The organism is Ruminococcus sp. NK3A76, assembly GCF_000686125.1.
Taxonomy (GTDB): Bacteria; Bacillota; Clostridia; order Oscillospirales; family Ruminococcaceae; genus NK3A76.
Genome location: NZ_JMMA01000002.1, coordinates 2572004 through 2589559, shown reverse-complemented (window position 1 = coordinate 2589559; position 17556 = coordinate 2572004). Strand labels below are relative to the sequence as shown.

The 17556-nt window shown below is 50.4% G+C and carries 18 protein-coding genes; 11 read left to right on the top strand and 7 right to left on the bottom strand.

Annotated elements, in window-relative coordinates; all coding sequences use genetic code 11:
* Positions 1-272 precede the first annotated feature (272 nt).
* Positions 273-1073, top strand: a complete 801-nt coding sequence (locus CD05_RS0112065) for an NAD(P)-dependent oxidoreductase (protein ID WP_028510713.1) — start codon at positions 273-275, stop codon at positions 1071-1073.
* Entirely contained in the window at positions 1070-1660 is a 591-nt protein-coding gene (locus CD05_RS0112060) for a dipicolinate synthase subunit B (RefSeq protein ID WP_028510712.1), read from the top strand. Before CD05_RS0112065 ends, CD05_RS0112060 begins: the two co-directional genes overlap by 4 nt.
* Positions 1661-2158: 498 nt before the next feature.
* Here CD05_RS0112060 and CD05_RS0112050 read toward each other — a convergent pair whose 3' ends face one another.
* Positions 2159-2776, bottom strand: a complete 618-nt coding sequence (locus CD05_RS0112050) for a helix-turn-helix domain-containing protein (protein ID WP_028510711.1) — start codon at positions 2774-2776, stop codon at positions 2159-2161.
* A gap of 400 nt (positions 2777-3176) precedes the next feature.
* The gene (locus tag CD05_RS0112040; RefSeq protein ID WP_051588985.1) at positions 3177-5585 is read right to left on the bottom strand and encodes a glycogen/starch/alpha-glucan phosphorylase; all 2409 of its coding nucleotides are present in this window, start codon (positions 5583-5585) and stop codon (positions 3177-3179) included.
* Between the two features lie 753 nt (positions 5586-6338).
* On the opposite strand from CD05_RS0112040, the gene CD05_RS21160 reads away from it, so the two are divergent.
* The 9 genes from CD05_RS21160 to CD05_RS0111995 all read left to right on the top strand — a co-directional run bounded on the left by CD05_RS21160 (position 6339) and on the right by CD05_RS0111995 (position 13354).
* Positions 6339-6833 (top strand): terminase small subunit, encoded by a 495-nt coding sequence (locus CD05_RS21160; RefSeq protein WP_051588984.1) that lies wholly within the window; start codon positions 6339-6341, stop codon positions 6831-6833.
* Positions 6820-8070 carry a PBSX family phage terminase large subunit gene (locus tag CD05_RS0112030; protein ID WP_028510708.1) on the top strand — a complete coding sequence of 417 codons (1251 nt, stop codon included), beginning with the start codon at positions 6820-6822 and terminating at the stop codon, positions 8068-8070. The genes CD05_RS21160 and CD05_RS0112030 overlap by 14 nt, the downstream gene beginning before the upstream one ends.
* Before the next feature lie 122 nt (positions 8071-8192).
* Complete coding sequence (locus tag CD05_RS0112025) at positions 8193-9350, top strand: hypothetical protein (protein ID WP_028510707.1); 1158 nt, start codon at positions 8193-8195, stop codon at positions 9348-9350.
* Entirely contained in the window at positions 9347-10207 is an 861-nt protein-coding gene (locus tag CD05_RS0112020) for a hypothetical protein (protein WP_028510706.1), read from the top strand. Before CD05_RS0112025 ends, CD05_RS0112020 begins: the two co-directional genes overlap by 4 nt.
* A gap of 17 nt (positions 10208-10224) precedes the next feature.
* Complete coding sequence (locus CD05_RS0112015; protein WP_037322985.1) at positions 10225-11205, top strand: hypothetical protein; 981 nt, start codon at positions 10225-10227, stop codon at positions 11203-11205.
* 60 nt (positions 11206-11265) lie between these two features.
* Positions 11266-11640, top strand: coding sequence for a hypothetical protein (locus tag CD05_RS0112010; protein ID WP_028510704.1), 375 nt, complete (start codon positions 11266-11268; stop codon positions 11638-11640).
* 6 nt (positions 11641-11646) lie between these two features.
* Positions 11647-12042 carry a hypothetical protein gene (locus tag CD05_RS0112005; RefSeq protein WP_028510703.1) on the top strand — a complete coding sequence of 132 codons (396 nt, stop codon included), beginning with the start codon at positions 11647-11649 and terminating at the stop codon, positions 12040-12042.
* Between the two features lie 13 nt (positions 12043-12055).
* Positions 12056-12391, top strand: a complete 336-nt coding sequence (locus CD05_RS0112000; protein WP_028510702.1) for a hypothetical protein — start codon at positions 12056-12058, stop codon at positions 12389-12391.
* Positions 12392-13354: a hypothetical protein gene (locus CD05_RS0111995; RefSeq protein ID WP_028510701.1), complete on the top strand. Its 963-nt coding sequence runs from the start codon at positions 12392-12394 to the stop codon at positions 13352-13354.
* 367 nt (positions 13355-13721) lie between these two features.
* On the opposite strand, the gene CD05_RS19900 is transcribed toward CD05_RS0111995, so the two are convergent.
* From CD05_RS19900 to CD05_RS0111970, 5 genes are all read right to left on the bottom strand, one after another.
* Positions 13722-14255, bottom strand: coding sequence for a hypothetical protein (locus CD05_RS19900; protein ID WP_051588983.1), 534 nt, complete (start codon positions 14253-14255; stop codon positions 13722-13724).
* 33 nt (positions 14256-14288) lie between these two features.
* Entirely contained in the window at positions 14289-14786 is a 498-nt protein-coding gene (gene coaD / locus CD05_RS0111985) for a pantetheine-phosphate adenylyltransferase (RefSeq protein ID WP_028510700.1), read from the bottom strand.
* Between the two features lie 13 nt (positions 14787-14799).
* Positions 14800-15351, bottom strand: a complete 552-nt coding sequence (rsmD, locus tag CD05_RS0111980; RefSeq protein WP_028510699.1) for a 16S rRNA (guanine(966)-N(2))-methyltransferase RsmD — start codon at positions 15349-15351, stop codon at positions 14800-14802.
* Positions 15352-15543: 192 nt separating this feature from the next.
* On the bottom strand, positions 15544-16578 hold the full coding sequence (locus tag CD05_RS18510; RefSeq protein ID WP_037322984.1) for an NPXTG-anchored protein: 1035 nt from the start codon (positions 16576-16578) through the stop codon (positions 15544-15546).
* A gap of 183 nt (positions 16579-16761) precedes the next feature.
* Entirely contained in the window at positions 16762-17526 is a 765-nt protein-coding gene (locus CD05_RS0111970; RefSeq protein ID WP_028510698.1) for an SDR family oxidoreductase, read from the bottom strand.
* Between the last annotated feature and the right edge of the window lie 30 nt (positions 17527-17556).

Genomic DNA, 17556 nt, shown 5'->3' with positions numbered 1-17556 from the left:
ATTACCCAAATTTACCTTGAAATACGTTAGTATTCCTGCGGTAAATTTAGCCAATCTGACGAATAATTTGACTGCGTGTCTGACGTACAATGGCCCAGCGGTGTTGCCTTAATAACACAAAAGTAAAAAGTGATCTTTGTATTTATGCATTTAATAATATCACGCAAATGTGTATAAACTTTCGGCAAACTATTAACAAATCATAAACCCCGCCCGATTAACCAAAACCCCTGCCACCGCATAGTATAAACAAAAACGAAAGGAACCTTGCAATGACGAACAGACCGCTCATTTTAGCTATAAAGGGCGATGCCCGGCAGACCTATGCCGTGCAGTCGCTCAAAGGATATTTCAACACTACAGAAACGCAGTTCCCCCTCTCGGGAGCAGCCTCGGCGGATATCCTTCTTCTGCCGATGCTTACCAAAAACGGCTCCTTTGAGGGGCTGTCAAAACACCTGCGCCCCGGTGCTCTCGTGCTCGGCGGCAGGATACCGCCCGGCCTCAGGGCGAGCTTTGCATCAAACGGCTATGAGGTCGCCGACTACTACGAAAGCCCCTCTCTTAAACTGCAAAACGCCCTGCCGACCGCCGAGGGCGTGCTCATGCTCGCAATGCAGAATACCCCCGGCATAGTCAGCTTTACAAGCGTGCTGATAACCGGCTTCGGTGCCTGCGCCAAGCAGACGGCAAGAATGTTTTCCGCCCTCGGCTGTAAGGTGTGCATAGCCGCAAGAAGCCCTGCCGCCCGTGCCGAAGCTGAAGCTTATGGCTATAAAACGGCAGAGATATCAAGTATCAAAAACATCATCTCTCATGCAGATATCATCGTAAACACCGTTCCCTCGCAGATAATAGGGGAGAAGGAGCTTGCCGCTTCAAAGCAGCAAGCGCTCTTTATCGAGATAGCGTCTGCCCCCTTCGGGATAGACGAGAGTGCTGCGCAGACCCTCGGCCGTAAGCTGATAAACGCCCCCGGCCTGCCTGCCAAATGCGCCCCCAAGACCAGCGGTGAGTATATCGCCCGTGCAGTGAGAGATATCATCATAAAAAGAAAGGAGGGTGAGCCGTGAATGAAAAGATAAGGGTGGGCTTTGCGCTCACAGGGTCGTTCTGTACCTTTGATAAGGCCTTTGCGGCGGCGCAGGGGCTTGTTGACTCAGGCTTTGATGTGATACCGATAATGTCCTTTAACGCCGCCGGCATGGATACACGCTTCGGCAAGGCGGAGGATCATATAAAAAGGCTCGAAGCCATGACCGGCAGACAGGTCATACGCACTATCGCCGATGCCGAGCCAATAGGCCCTAAAAGGCTGCTCGATGTGCTCGTCGTAGCACCCTGTACTGCCAATACCGCCGCTAAACTCGCACTCGGTATCACAGATACCCCCGTGACAATGGCCGTCAAGAGCCATGTGCGCAACGCCCTGCCCGTCGTGATAGCGATATCCACAAACGATGCCCTTTCAAACGCCGCAAAGAATATCGGCCTTCTGCAAAGCATGAAGAATTACTATTTCGTCCCCTACAGACAGGATAACTACTCCGCCAAGCCGAACTCGATAGTCGCCGACCTTTCGCAGACAGAAGCCGCAGTCAGCGCCGCCCTGCAAGGCAGACAGCTCCAGCCGCTGGTCATATCGCCTTTGGGCAAATAAAAACCCCCTTGACAAAGCAGGGGGAATGTGATATACTGTAGTTAAAGGGAAGCCCGAGCCCCGAGGTGCTGGTAACACCTCAGGATCAATGACGGCGCTCCTCTGGTAAATATAGTGTTTTAAACACCGCCATTACGTTCAGAGCATTGGCGGTGTTTTCCTTGTTGTCCCCTTTGAAGGTTTCTCTAAGTACTTGCTATTTCTTCTTGTGGAAGATCAGATAGCAGAGGGCAGCGAAGTCAACAAGCAGATTGGTGAATAAGACCAGATCTGTGAATGTCAGGTATGCCATGCTATCACCTCCTTACTCTGTAAGGAGACCGCCAAATCTATGTTGCCAAACTCGAACTGAGTATAGTATAGCATATATTTTCCCAAAAGTCAATAATCCCCATAAAACACCGCCCCCGAGGTCATCATCAAGACCCCGGGGGCGGTGTTTGCTTTCTGATCTTTCCGCCGAAGGCGGACTCCTTACCTGTTACCTGTTACCTGAAATTATTCTGCCTCTTTTGTCAGCACCTTTTTCTGCCAGCTCCTCTTGCCGCACTTGGGGCATTTCATTCTCTTTGTCCTGCCCATGTGGGGCGCAAACATCGAGGGAATGAACTCGGGCTCGTAGCGATGACCGCACTCTGCGCATTCGTAGTAGCCCGCAGCCTTCTCAATGTAGAAGCAGAACATCGCCGCTACTAAAAACTGTATGCCGCCGAAAGATATCAGTATCGCAACCCACGAGTCGTTTACATTCGCAAGCGCCGCCGCCATGATGCATAGAACCAATGTAAGCCCCGATATAAGACCTATAACTACCTCGAGCCTGAGTAAAGTCCTGTTGCTTCGCTCCTCGCTCTGCCTCATCATTAAAAGATTCTTTTCCGCTAATTCCTTGTAGTTCTCCATAGTAGTTTTCCTCCCTGTTAATAAGTCGTTGACCGTTATGCCTATGATGTCGCAAAGCTCCAGCATAATGGACGAGTCGGGCATCGAGCGCCCTGTCTCCCATTTTGATACCGCACGGTCACTTATGCCTAAGTGTTCTGCAAGCTGCGCCTGCGTGAGCCCTTTTTCCTTTCTGCATGAAGCTATGAATTTTCCGATCGTTATCATGTCCATACGCTCATCTCCTTTGCTGTGACTTCATCATACCACACCCCGCCCCAAAAGTCTACGAACCGTTGGTTGAAGTTGCTGTTTTTGGAGGAAAACTACTTAAAATCGAGTCCTCAACCAGCGGTAGGGCAGGCGGAAAGTGCGTATCTACGCACATTTAATAGTGAACAGTTAATAGTTAACAGTTAATAGTTGTGGTGTATTGTCCTTTAAGCCAAAGGCTTAAAGGACGCAAGTTTCGCTTCGCATAACTTGGCTTGTGCCGACTTATGCCCATTCGGGCAGCCGCCTGCGGCGGCGTTGGGGGGCTTTGCGGTCGCCCCCCAAGCCCCCTTCGCAGATGTACTCACTATAGATTTGCATTCAGCATTCAAAAAAAGCCCCCTCAGGGGGCTTTTTTATTTTACTTGGTAAGACACCATATCTCCCTTGCGTAATCCTCAACAGACCTGTCTGCCGAGAAGATGCCTGCACCGGAGATGTTTTTTAAGCTCATCTTGTTCCACCTGAGAACGTCCTTGTAAGCCTCGCTTGCAAATGCCTGAGCCTTCTGATAGGAATCAAAGTCAGCAAGTGCCATGTAGGGATCCTTGGTCTTTAAAGATGTAGCTATCTCGTTGAACTGCTGGCCGTTGATGCCTCTTGACATCTGGTCGATAGCAGCCTTTACTACCTGATTGGAGTTGTAAACATTCATCGGGTTGTAGTGCGGCTTTGCCTCGTTTACCTCGTCAACGTTCATGCCGAAGATAACGATGTTGTCATCGCCTACCTGCTCGTGTATCTCAACGTTAGCGCCGTCAAGCGTGCCGAGTGTGATAGCGCCGTTTATCATCAGCTTCATGTTGCCGGTACCGCTTGCCTCAGTACCTGCGAGCGATATCTGCTCGGATATCTCAGCAGCCGGCATCAGCCTCTCAGAAAGCGATACGCAGTAGTTTTCAAGGAAGATAACGCCCAGCTTCTCAGAGAGCTTCTTGTCCTTCTTGAGCTCCTCGGAAATGTTCCAGATGAGCTTGATTATCTGCTTTGCCATGTAGTAGCCGGGAGCTGCCTTTGCTGCGAAGATGTATGTCTTCGGTACATAGTCTGCATTCGGGTTCTCTTTGAGGTAGTTGTACTCAGCTATTATATTGAGTGCGTTGAGCTGCTGCCTCTTGTATTCGTGAAGTCTCTTTACCTGTACGTCGAATATTGAGTCGGTGTTGAGTATTCTGCCGTATTCGTTCTTGACGTACTTTGCAAACTTCTCCTTGTTCTCCTTCTTGATAGCTGCAAGTCTCTCTAAAACTTCCTTGTCCTCAGCAAAGAGCGAGAACTTTGAAAGCTCGCTTGCGTCCTTAAGGAAGCCTGTGCCTATCTTCTCCTTAAGAAGCTCGGTAAGCCCCAGATTTGACTGCTGTAACCAGCGCCTGTAAGCGATACCGTTTGTTACGTTCTTGAACTTTGTGGGTGTGTCAAGATATTCGTCCTTGAATGTCTCGTGCTTGATTATCTCCGAGTGTATCTTTGCAACGCCGTTTACGCTGTGGCAGGCATGTACGCAGAGAGTAGCCATCTTGCACATATTGTTCTCAATTATCGACATATGCGATACCTTAGGCTCGTCGTGGTATCTCTCCCACAGATCCTTGCAGTAACGCTCGTTTATCTCAACGATTATCGAGAATACACGGGGAGTTACGCTCTTTAAGAGGTTGCAGTCCCACTTTTCAAGAGCCTCGGGCATTACAGTGTGGTTTGTGTATGCAAATGTGTTCTGTACGATGTGCCATGCCTTGTCCCATGAATAGCCGCAGTCGTCGAGCAGTATCCTCATAAGCTCGGGGATAGCGAGTGTGGGGTGAGTGTCGTTTATGTGTATAGCCACCTTCTCGTGCAGGTTGTCAAGCGTGCCGTAGGTGTTCATGTGCTGATTTACTATGTCGCCGATAGATGCAGCGCACATAAAATACTGCTGTCTGAGTCTTAAGCTCTTGCCCTCCTGATGATTGTCGTTCGGGTAGAGCACCTTTGTGATAGCCTGCGACATGATGTTTCTGCCTAAAGCCTTTGAGTAGTCGCCCTGGTTGAACATAGGCATATCAAAGCTCGCAACCTCAGCCTTCCAGAGCCTGAGCTTTGAAACAGCCTTGCTGTCGTAGCCGGAAACGTACATATCGTAAGGAACAGCCAGAACGGTGGTGTAGTTCTCGTGAGTTACGCAGTGATACTGATTGTCCCAGTATTCCTTAAGCTCGCCGTCAAAGTGAACTTCTATAGCCTTGTCGGGGTAAGCTCTCAGCCATGATGAGCCGCCGGGCAGCCAGTTGTCGGGAAGCTCAGTCTGCCAGCCATCTTCGAGCTTCTGCTTGAAGATGCCGTATTCGTAGCAGATAGAATAGCCTGTAGCGTGATAGCCTGTAGCTGCAAGGCCGTCAAGATAGCAGGCAGCAAGTCTGCCAAGACCGCCGTTGCCAAGGCCTGCATCAGGCTCCTGCTCGTAAATTGAGTTTATCGAGATGCCGAAATCCTTGAGCACCTGTGTGGCTTCGTCTATCATCTCTAAGTTGTAAAGGCTCGTTTTGAGCGAACGACCCATAAGGAACTCCATAGAGAGGTAGTACACCTTCTTCTTGCCTGCCGAGTGTGTAGCAACGGTGAACCTGCGCCTCTTGTCCTTAAGTATCTTGACAACTATGCTTGCCAGTGCGCCGTATACCTGCTTGTCAGAAGCCTCCTCGGGCGTGGTCTGATAGTCGTTATGCAAAACATCGACAAACTGTTCCTTAAGCTCCTTTGCCGATATGGTCTTGCTCTCTGTTTTTGCCATATAAAAACCTCCTGTTTATTGAGCCGGTGCAGCCTTGCCCGGCATTTGTTCTTTAAATATATTATACACTTAACTCTGTCTGTCTGATACTGCCGTTAAGTGTATTTTTCCGTGAAATATGCTCACATTTTGCTCATTGCATACTACCACACCCTAATATTATAAACCAAAATCGCAAAAAAAGCAAGCGAAAACGCCCTTCCCTAAAATAAATTTATTGAAAGTTCACATAACCCTTGACAGATTTACAGCAATTTCTATAAAACATACGAAAACGATTTCGACATATTTTCTTCATAAGTGGTAATATATAGCAAATTCTCCGTCAACTTGTCGGTTTGTTGCATAGTAAAACTGTGATATCCTACAAATTTCAGCCCTTTTGAAAAGTTCTCTCTCAATTGTTGCATCAGAATATGCAACAAATGCCCGTTTTTGCGCTATTAGTGAAGGGACTTGAACAGGTAACAGGTGAAAGTTAACAGTTGTCAGTTAACAGTTAACAGTTGAAGTGTCCGCCAAAGGCGGACTTATGGCCATTCGGCCTGTTGGTTAGGCGGTTTCGGCTAAATCGATGGATTTGCTGTGGCGAAAGCCCCTCGGTGTACCCTATGGGAGCGAGAGAGCCGCCTTGAAGCCATATCACTCCCCTCACCGGCCCGAATGGGCATCCGTCCTGCTTCAGCAGGACACCTTAACTGCAAACTGTAAACTGTTAACTGTAAACTGAACAAAAGAAAGGAGCAACCTACTATGCTTATATCAAAAAAGCCACGCCTTCCGCCCGAGACTGTCGAGCGCTTCTGTCTGGAGCTTTTCTCCTGCTGCTCGCCCCGTGAGGCTGCACGCCGCACGGGTATAGATGAGAGCGCAGGCATACGGCTCTCGCTCTCACGCAGGGTGCAAAAGCGCCTTGCTAAATACTACGCTTCCCGTGAGTATACGCTCATGCGTGCAAGGGAAGGCCTTGAACGTATCGCCTTTGGCCGTGTCAATGACGCAGTCGAGCTCGCCCTCTCAGGCGATGAGGAGAACTACTCACGCTTTGACGGCGCCGACCTTTTCTCAGTTTCCGAGATAAAGCGTGTCAAGGGCGGCGGTGTCGAGATAAAGTTCTTTGACCGCCTTAAGGCTATCGAGCAGCTTGTCTCGCTTGATGAGCGTATCCGTGGCATATCCGAGGGTGATGAATTTGTTAGAGCCTTTGAGCAGGCAGCGCAGGAGGGTGATGTCGATGAGCAGGCATAAGCTCTTTTATTCCCCCAAGCAGAAGCTGCTTCTCAACTGGTGGCGGGATCCTTCATTCAAAAAGTACGATGCCGTGCTCTGCGACGGCTCAGTCAGAAGCGGCAAGACGATGGCTATGTCGCAGTCCTTCCTCATATGGTCCATGACACGCTACAACGGGCGCAATTTCGCACTCTGCGGCAAGACGGTCACATCGCTTCGCCGCAACGTCATCGACCCTCTCATCGCCTTTGCAAGGAAGATGAACTACACCGTCGATGTCAAGGCATCAAAGAACTACTTCGATGTCTCCCGTGGCCTTTGCAAAAACCGCTACTACCTTTTCGGCGGCAAGGACGAATCCTCCGCATCACTTATCCAGGGTATCACGCTTGCCGGCGTGCTGCTCGACGAGGCCGCACTAATGCCGAGGAGCTTCATAGAGCAGGCGATAGCACGCTGCTCTGTTTCAGGCTCGAAGCTCTGGCTGAACTGTAACCCCGACAGCAGCGCCCACTGGCTCAAACGTGAGTGGATAGACAAAAGACATGAGAAAAACCTTCTCTACCTCACCTTTACGCTCGATGACAACCCCTCTCTTTCCCGGGCGATAAAGGAGCGCTACCACAGGCTCTACAGCGGCGTTTTCTATGAACGCTTCGTGCTTGGGCATTGGGTCAGCGCCGAAGGGCTTGTCTACCCGATGTTTGACCGAAAGCTCTCAGTTACGGATACTCTCCCCGAGGGCATGACACGCTTTGCCGTCAGCTGTGACTATGGCACAGTCAACCCCACCAGTATGGGGCTCTGGGGCGAGAGCGGCGGTGTGTGGTACAGGATAAATGAGTACTACTACGACTCACGCAGAGAAGGCATTCGCCGCACAGATGAGGAGCACTACAAAGCCCTCGAACACCTCTGCGCCGGACGTGATATCGAAAGGATAATAGTCGATCCGTCAGCAGCGTCGTTTATCGAATGTATAAGGCGGCATGACCGTTTCAAAGTCACCACGGCGAAAAACGACGTGCTCGCTGGTATCGGCCGTGTCTCAGACGCTCTGCTATCAGGCGGTATAAGGTTTCATTCCTCCTGCGCCGACACTCTCAGGGAATTCTCCCTCTACCGCTGGGACGGCACAGGCCGTGACGTGCCTCTTAAGGAGAACGATCACGCAATGGACGATATCCGCTACTTCGTGTCGGAATACTTAAGAGCTAAGGAAGACAGCTTCTTTGTAATTGCCCTTGAAAGGTAGCCATGAACAGGTAACAGGTAACAGGTGACAGGTAAGGTGTGCGCCGCCGGCGCATATCAAAAAAACTGTCTTCGCCTGAGCCTGATGCCTGTGAAAATAAACTTATGAAAGGAGAAATGCCAATGAGCATATTCAGAAATCAAAAGCCAAAGTCGTGCGAAAACGCTTTCGGTTCAAGCGGCGGCCTGCTCAAAAACGGCTTTCGTGTCACAGGGAGCGCTGACTGCTTCGAGAGCAGCCTGTATGAGTCGCTGCGTGACAACGTGCCGGTAATTGATGCGTGTATCTCAAAGATAGTCCGCCTTGCCGGCGATTTCAAGGTCGTCTGCGAGAATGAAAGAAGCCAGCAGGCGATAGACGAGTTCGTACTGAATGTCCCGGTCGGCATATCGGGCAGGTCGCTCCAGACCTTTGCTGATATGTACCTTGATGCGCTGCTCACCTATGGCAGGAGCATCGGCGAGTATACGGTAGACAGCAAGACAGGGCAGATGTCCTCGCTGTTCGTGTGCGACCCCGAGCTTTTCGAGGTGCTGCCCGACAAAACCACCGGAAAGCCTGTTTTCCGCTTTAACGGCACCAGGAAAACAGTCGATTTCAAAAGCCCCGAGCGTATCCTCTATACGGCTTTAAACCCCACGCCCAAGTGCCCCTCCGGCCGCTCGATACTCAGGGGCATACCAGCCCTTGCCGATATCCTCACGACTATCTATTCGTGTATCGGCAATAACTTCGACCGTGCCGGCAACCTCCGCTACGCCGTGACCTATAAGCCGTCAAGTGAAGCGGACAAGCAGTTCGCCGCACAGCGTGCAAAGGATATGGCAGCCCAGTGGACAGACGGTATGCAGTCAGCCAAAAACGGCATCATGAAGGATTTCGTGGCCGTCGGCGATGTCGATATCAAGGTCATAGGTGCCGAGAGCGGCCTTATTGACACCAATATCCCTGTCCGCCAGCTGATAGAGCAGATGATAAGCAAGCTCTCTATCCCGCCCTTCCTGCTCGGCCTCAACTGGTCAAGCACCGAGCGTATGGCATCTCAGCAGGCAGATATCTTAACAAGCGAGCTTGAATACTACCGCCGCCTGCTCACCCCTGTGCTCGTGCGTGTCTGCAAGACCTTCCTCACCTTGGCAGGCGAGGATACAGAGCTTGAGATAGTCTGGGCAAACATCAACCTCCAGGACGAGGAGGCGCTCGCAAGAGCAAGGCTCTATAACTCGCAGGCCGAGGAGATAGAGCTTCGTCTGAGTACAATGAAAGGAGAAGACAAATGAACAGCTATGAGTTTGAACTCACAGACGAGGTGTTGAGCAAGATAAACACCTTTGCAAGAAAGCCTCTCACCAAGGAGCGTGTATACGCATTCCCGGTCATTCTCTGCGATAACGAGACAGACCGTGACGGCGAGCGCTTCTCGGAAGGCTCACTTGAAAAGCTCGCCGCCCTCTTTGTCGGCAAGACGGGCATCTTCGACCACGACCCCAAGGGCAGGAACCAGACCGCCCGTATCTTTGAGACATTCATCGACAGGCCGGAGGGTAAGCTCACATCATACGGCGACCCCTACGTCTGCCTTGCCGCAAGAGCCTATATGGTCAGGACAGAGCGCAACAAAGCCCTCATCGACGAGATAGATGCAGGTATCAAAAAGGAAGTCAGCATAAGCTGTGCCGTTTCCAAAAAGACCTGCTCGATCTGCGGCAGGGATATCTATAAAGACCCCTGCCCCCACGTCAAGGGCAGAGAATACGGCGGCAAAAAGTGCTTTGTCTCGCTCGATGAGCCGACAGATGCCTACGAGTGGTCGTTCGTCGCAGTGCCTGCACAGGTGAGCGCCGGTGTCACAAAGACCTTCGGCAAAAGCTCCTGCTCAGATAGTCATACGAGCGAGGACAGCCGCCTTAAGGACGAGCACTGCGCTATGTATACAGAGCTCACAGGCCGTGTAAAAGCGCTCTTTGAGCTGACAGGCAAGGGAATGCACTGCTGCGAGGATATCATATCCAGAATGAGCGTAAGTGAGCTCATAGGCCTTGAAAAAAGCCTTGCCAGGAGCCTTACATCACCCGCCAGCCCCCAGCTTGAAGCTGTCAGGGCAAAAAACGAAAGCTACAGGATAAACAACAACTAATGAAAGGAAGTATATCTATGAATTTTGAAAACATCAGACTTGAAAAGGAACTTTACAACATAACAAACAAGAGCTTCACAAAGGCTCTCACCGAGCTCGACCCCGACGAGAACTACATCGGCACACCCCTCGAAGGCCTTGATGCCTTTGAAAGACAGCTCAAGCGCTTTGATATCAAAATACAGGGCCGTGACTGCGATATGGTCGAGAAGTTCTTCTCCACCACCGAGTCGTCAGTGCTTTTCCCCGAGTATGTAAGACGTCAGATAAAGAAAGGCCTTGATGATAACTCCATTCTCCCCGATATAGCGGCAGCGGTGACATACGTTGACGGCGTTGACTTCCGCTCGCTCGTCATCGCAGAATCCGGCTCAGACGCAGCAGTCGAGGGCGCATCTGTGGCAACTACATCTATGGTGCTGGGCGCTTCCTCCACAAGACTTACAAAGTATGCAAGAAAGCTCCTCAACTCTTACGAGTCAGTCAGAAAGCAGAGGATAGAGGCCTACGGCGTGGTGCTGCAGCTTGTCGGCGCACATATTTCAAGAAGCTGTAACTCCCTCGCAGCCACAGCTATCTCTACAGGCATCACCCCCTCGACTATCGCAGGCAACTCGATAGCCTATTCCGACCTTGCGACATTCTGGAGCTCTATGACAGATGCAAATATGGACGTTATGCTTTGCAGCCCTGCCGTTATGGCAAGCATTCTTGCTCTCGATGAGATGAAGGGCACAGTCGCAAACTATATGCAGAGCGGCAGAGCTGTGACACCTTTCGGCGTAACTCTTATCAAGTGCCCCTCTCTTGCAGCTTCGGGCGATATCATAGGCATCGACTCCACAAAGGCAGCCGAGATATACTTCGGCGGCGACGTTATAGTCGATACCGACAAGATACTTGCTACCCAGAACAAGGAAGTCGTATGCTCAGTTCATATCGGTGTTGCCAAGCTCTATGACAAGGCAATAAAGGTGCTCAAGACCGTAACGAGCTGATATTGCTGATATCAAAAAAAAAACCTGCCCCCGCCCGGGGGCAGGAAAGGAGGTTAACTAATGGTCTATATCGACAGAACAAAGGTAATGATGCTTTTTCTGCGCCTTAGCGGCATACCCGATGACGAGCGCCATGACTATGACGATATGATAGAGAACGCCTGCTTCTATATCGCCAAGCACGCCGTTGACCCGGTCGTCGTGTCAGACCTTGAAAGGCTGGAATTTGCAAGCGCTGCCGTTGCGGTGTATGACAACACGCTCATGCGGCTCATAAACGACAAGACGCTCTGCACACAGGACGGCCGTCAGGCGCTGAACTATAAGGACACCGACGCATACAAATACGCTCAAAAGCTGCGTGAGCACGCAATAGCCTGTATCAGCGACATATGGGTGGACGATAGCTTCAGCTTTGCGGCGGTAGAGGGGTGATGTGATATGCTGGAAGATATGATAAGCGATATAACAGGCATCTTAAGAACAGCAGGCTTTGTCGTGCTGACCGTGGGCTCGACACCAAAGAGCGAAACTCTCAAAGGCGAGGATATAGCCTTTGTCGAGCTGCGTGAGATAAAGTGCAGGCAGACGGGCTTTGACTTTGTGTCAAACGACAGAAAAAGGCTCTATGAATACACAGTCTCGTGCCGGCTGCTCGGCAAGCAGGGCGACTGCTCTGACCGTGACAGGCTGCTCTCAAAGGCAGAATACGCCAAGGAAGGTCTGCTGCACTACGGCTATGATGCAACGCTCAGAAACGATATGAAGATAAACGCCGCCCTCTCCCGTGCCGAGTGCCAGCTCACTGCCGAAAAGAGCGAAATATATACACCGTAAAGGAGGAACACATATGCATAACGAATTTACAGTCACCCTCGGCTCAAAGGAGCTTAAGCTCTACAGCCTCAGCTTTCGCACAGACACCAAAGTCGCCGAGACTGCAACGATAGACTACCATACCATAAGGCGCCTTTCGTGCATCAGAAAAAATTTCTATACGCTCAAAGGCAGAACGACCTTTGAGGGCTTTCTGAGCTTCTGCACCTATATCAATGCACTTATCGGCTCGTCGGTCGAGCTTACAGTCGGTAACACGCATACGGTGCTTATCTTCTCAAAGGGCGAATGCACCGCCTGCGAGGATGGTATGTGCGAATACACCATAGAGCTTGAGGAGGTGGTGTGATTGAGCAGTGACACTTTCTCCATGCAGATAAAAAACGCATCTGCAAGCGCCATAATGCTCTTTACAAGGATAATCTCGCTCACACTCACAAAGGAGCGCTACACGCCGTTTTTCACGCTCGAATTCACCGCCGACGGCATCTGGCACGACGGCCTTGACACAAAAGACCTGACCACAGTCACGCTCGCCTACGGGCAGACGGATATATTCTTTGGCAGAACAGCAGGCATATCCCACAAAAAGACCGCCGGCAGGGATATCGTCTCGGGCAGGGCTTTCGGCTTTACCAAGGCTCTCTCAACGAGCGATGCGCTGCCGGGAATGATGTTTGACTGCACGCTTGCCGACATAGCCGCTGCAAACCCCACGATGCCGAATGTCGGCTACCAGCAGATAAGCGACAGCGCATCTTACATCTACGTCAAGGAGAGCGACACTGTATGGACGGCGATAGCGGCGCTATCTATAAAGCTCTACGAGCAGTACCCCTACATCACGGGCATGAACCGTGTCAACATCAAAAAGCTCGGCCAGACGCAGAGGGATTATTCCTCTGAGCTGATAACCGCTGAGATAGACGGCAACAATTTCAACAACGCCGTGTCGTGCATACATATGCAGGGCACTCAGGGCACATACGACTATCAGTATACCGACACCGAAGCGACAAGGCGTGGCATCATGCGTGAGCGCTACATACCGCTTGACAGGCAGTGGCTCTCATCGCCGACACTCGGGCTAAAGCACAAGATGTATTTTTCAAGGCGTGGGGGAGTATACAAGGGCTTCACCTACGAGGGCTTCAAAAACGAGCAGCTCTGCGACACCGTGAGTATAAACAGCGGCAGTCTCAGCTACAGCGGCGAGGTATCAAAGCTGATACTCCACGCCGACAAGAGGGGAGTATTCACGACAGTCATCTCATACGACGACGGGTACTCGGAAATAGTGAACAATGAATAGTGAAAAGTGAATAGTGAGTTGTGGTGCGCCGCTTGGTCAGTTAACAGTTAACAGGTAACAGGTAACAGTTGTGGTGTCGGCTTGCGCCGACGTATGGCCATTCGGCCTGTCAGTCGGACGATTTCGGCTAAATCGCAGGATATGCACCCGAAGGGGGTGGGCGGCAGCTTCGCTGACGCAGGGGGGCGACCGGAAAGCCCCCCTACCGCAGCGTGAGCAAAGCGAGAGACTACCCTCGAAGGCAAACCTCTCCCATAAAAGCCCGAATGGGCATCTGCGGCGTGAGCCGCACCGGGGCTGTTAACTGATAACTCTTAACTGATAACTAAAAATGCCCGGGGTGATGACCCGGGCATATACTTTATGATCAGTTGTTCTTGGGAGCTGCGATGCTGAGGACAGCCTGCTTTGTTCTCTGAACGTCTTCGAGGTTCTGTGTGAGAACATTCTCAGCGTTTGTGAGAGTCTTTTCAAGGTCGTCTGCGAGCATTTTTCTTATCTGTGTGTCCTTGTCGATAGCGTCCATAACTATCTGCTCTGCCTTGATGTTTGCAGTCTTTATAGTCTCCTCGGCCTCGCTGTTGGCGTTAGCCATTATCTCCTCAGCCTGAGCCTGAGCCATTCTTACAAGCTCGCTCTCAGAGGTTATCTGCTTAGCCTTTTCCTTGGCTCTGTTTATAAGATCCTCAGCCTGTGCATTGGCATCGGCAATTATCTTCTTCTTGTTATCCTCAGTGTCCTTAGCCTTCTGGAACTCAGCAGGCATATTGTAGCGGAGAGTGTCGATATACTCTCTCATCTGCTCTGCGTCGATCTGCTTCTTGTTTGTAAACGGGAAGGAGCTTGCCTCATCAAGAAGCTGATCCATCTGCTTTAAAATATCCTCGATTTTCATTGCCATAGTAAAACAATCCTTTCGTTTATATAAATTCTTTTAATTTTGTTCCTTTTTGCCTGTCAGACGCTCGTAGATAAAGTCGTGTATCTCAGGCGACACAAAATCCGCTATCTCGCCGCCGAAGGACGCAAGCTCCTTGACTAAGCTCGATGAGAGGTACATATTCTCTCCACGGGTAGTTAAAAACACCGTCTCAGCGCCGCTGTAGAGCTTTTTGTTGGCAAGCGCCATCTGAAACTCATACTCAAAGTCCGACACAGCCCTCAGACCCTTGACGATAGCCGAAGCACCGGTCATTTTCAGATAGTCTGCAAGCAGGCCGCTGTAGCAGTCAACTACTGTATTTTCAAGGTGAGATGTCACCTTCTGTATCATTTCCATACGCTCATTTACCGAGAACACCGCCTTATTCTTGGCAGGGTTGAAGGAAACGAGCACTATCACCTTATCAAAAAGGTTCGATGCACGCTCGATGATATCGAGGTGACCGAGCGTTACCGGGTCAAAGCTGCCCGGACAGACTGCAATACGCATTTACAATTCCTCTTTATTCTTCTTCTGATACGGGCTTTTTATAGACTGTAAGGCCTATCTTGCCGTATTTATATCTTTTGTGGAGTTTTAACGAGCCGAACTCATCAGGGAGTGTCAGCTCCTTTTCATGCTCGCACACGACTATGCCGCCCTCGTTCATCTTATCAGGCAGGCGCTCCATAGCCTTTTCTATAAGCCCCTGGTTATAGGGCGGGTCAAGAAGCGCTATATCAAAGCCCTTCTTGGCTGTGAGCAGGTAGTCGCAGCTGTCTGAGGTAAGTATCCTCGACTGCTTCAGAAAACCGCAGGCCATAACATTTTCCCTTACCAGTGCGATAGACTCAGCCCTTTTATCAACGAAGACGCAGTGATTTGCGCCACGGCTGAGGGCTTCTATACCGAGCTGGCCGCTGCCTGCAAAGAGGTCGAGCACATCAGCGCCGGGAACATCGAACTGGATAATGGAATAGATCGACTCCTTCACCAGGTCGGAGGTAGGCCTGACATCGCTGCCCTCCGGGGTCTTGAGCTTTCTGCCTCTTGCAGAGCCCGTAATAACTCTCATATAACCCCTCCGTAATACTAAAAATTTCAACACACATATATTATACAATATTTTTCAGGGTTTGTCTATAGCAAAAAAGCATTTTTTTCAAAAAAAATACGACAAAGCCTCTTGCAAACACCCCGAAAACGCAAAAAGAAACGGTATGGAAAGCCCATACCGTTTCGTAATAGCTATTTTATTAAGCGCCCATTATCTCTTCTTGGAGATAACTACTGCTGCGCCTGCAAGAGCAAGACCTGCGAGAGCAAGACCTGCGGAAGCACCTGTAGATGTGTTGCCTGTAGCAGCAGCTGTGCCTGTACCTGTTGTTGTACCTGCTGTTGAGCCTGCAGCAGCTGTGTCACCGCCTGTTGTTGTTGTGCCGGAATCTGAGCCGCCTGCTGTAGCTGTAGAGCCGTCATCTGTAGCGCCGTCATCTGTTGTGCCGTCATCTGTTGCACCGTCGTCTGTTGCACCGTCATCAGCAGCGCCGTCATCTGTTGTGCCGTCGTCAGCAGAGCCGTCATCAGCAGCACCGTCGTCAGCAGAGCCGTTAACGCCTGTGATAGTGAATGTTACCTCAGCCTTCTCGTACTCAACAGGGTTATTTGCAGCCCAGTCCTTTACAGCGTCGGGAGCGTCTGTCAAGGAAGAACCGTACTTATTGAACAGCTCGATTCTGATCTTGCCGTTGCCCTCGATATCACCGAAGTAGAACTCGCCGTCAGCAAACTTGTAAACCTCTGTGCCGTCGCAGGTAAGTGTAAGGTCTGTGATGTTGAGGCCTGTGCTCTTAGCATATGCCATCTTGTCGGCAGATGTAGCCTTCTTGGGCTTGATACCGAGTGTATCGGTGCAGTAATCATCCCAAGCGTCCTCGCCTGTGGAGCAGCCGAGCTTCTCAGCAAGACCTTCGATATCAACGCAGAGAACCTCAAAGCCGTAGCCCTTCTGGTCAACTACTACTTCCTTAGCGTCGGGGTTCTCAGCCTTGGCAACCTTGTTCATCCAAGCTACCATGCCGTCAAGTGTAACGTCAACGGTATATGTGCCGTCTTCTGTTACCTTAGCTGTTGTACCGCCCTCGGGAAGAGCAAAATCGGGATCCTTATTCATGTTTGAGTATGCCCAGCCGTTATCAGCGACCATAAGGAATGTATCACCTGTCTCAGCAGCTGCGGAGATAGACATAGTAGCTGCTATAGCAAGTGCAGACATACCTGCAAAGATCTTTCTAAGTTTCATAATTAAAACTTCCTTTCCAAAATTAATCGTAACTACATTATAACCGATTTGTAACCAAAAATCAATATGCTTTTTTACTAAATCACACAACACATATTAGTGATTTATCACAATTCTACCAAAGAAATTACACATTTTGCTGCCCTGCGAGCACAAAATACAATTATATTAAACTGATACAAGTTATTTAATTTTCTTTGTCTGGAAGGTATTGGCAGCCTTAAGAAACAGCCGTGTCGGGATAATACGGCTCGCAGCTACTCCTGCCTTCATGCCTGTGCCGGGTACTATCACGAGCTGTCTTTCAAACATTTTTCTTATTGCATACTTTGCACAATACTCAGCCGAGATACCCGATATCGAGAAGGAGCAGTCAGCCACTTCATTGAATTCGGTATCGACAGGGCCGGGGCATAGCGTGCAGACCCATACCCTGCTCTTTTTCTGAGCAAGCTCCTCGTTTACTGCGAGGGTAAGGCTCTTGACATAGGCCTTTGTAGCGTAGTAGGTGCTCATCATAGGGCCGCCGGGCATAAGGCCTGCCGAGGAGGCCACGTTTAATATATAGCCCTTATCCCTTGCCATAAAGTCCTTTAAAAAGAGCTTTGTGAGTATATGCACGCTTTTTACATTGACGCTTAGCATATCGAGCTCACGCTCGAGCGGCACCTCATCGAAAAAGCCGAGCTGGCCGAAGCCTGCGTTATTTATCAGCACGAGGACATCTTCCCTGTCCCTGAAGGCTTCATACAGGCGGAAGCATTCCTGCTCCTGCGAGAGGTCGCACTCAAAGACCTCGGCGTTGTGTCTCAGCTCCGATGCGAGCTTCTGAAGCCTTTCGCCGCGCCTTGCCACAAGCACCGTGTCAAAGCCCCTGAGGTCGAGGTCTATTGCCATTTGTCTTCCTATTCCCGAGCTTGCGCCGGTGATTATTGCTGTACGTTTCATATTATCAGATCCTTTACATACTTTTCCACC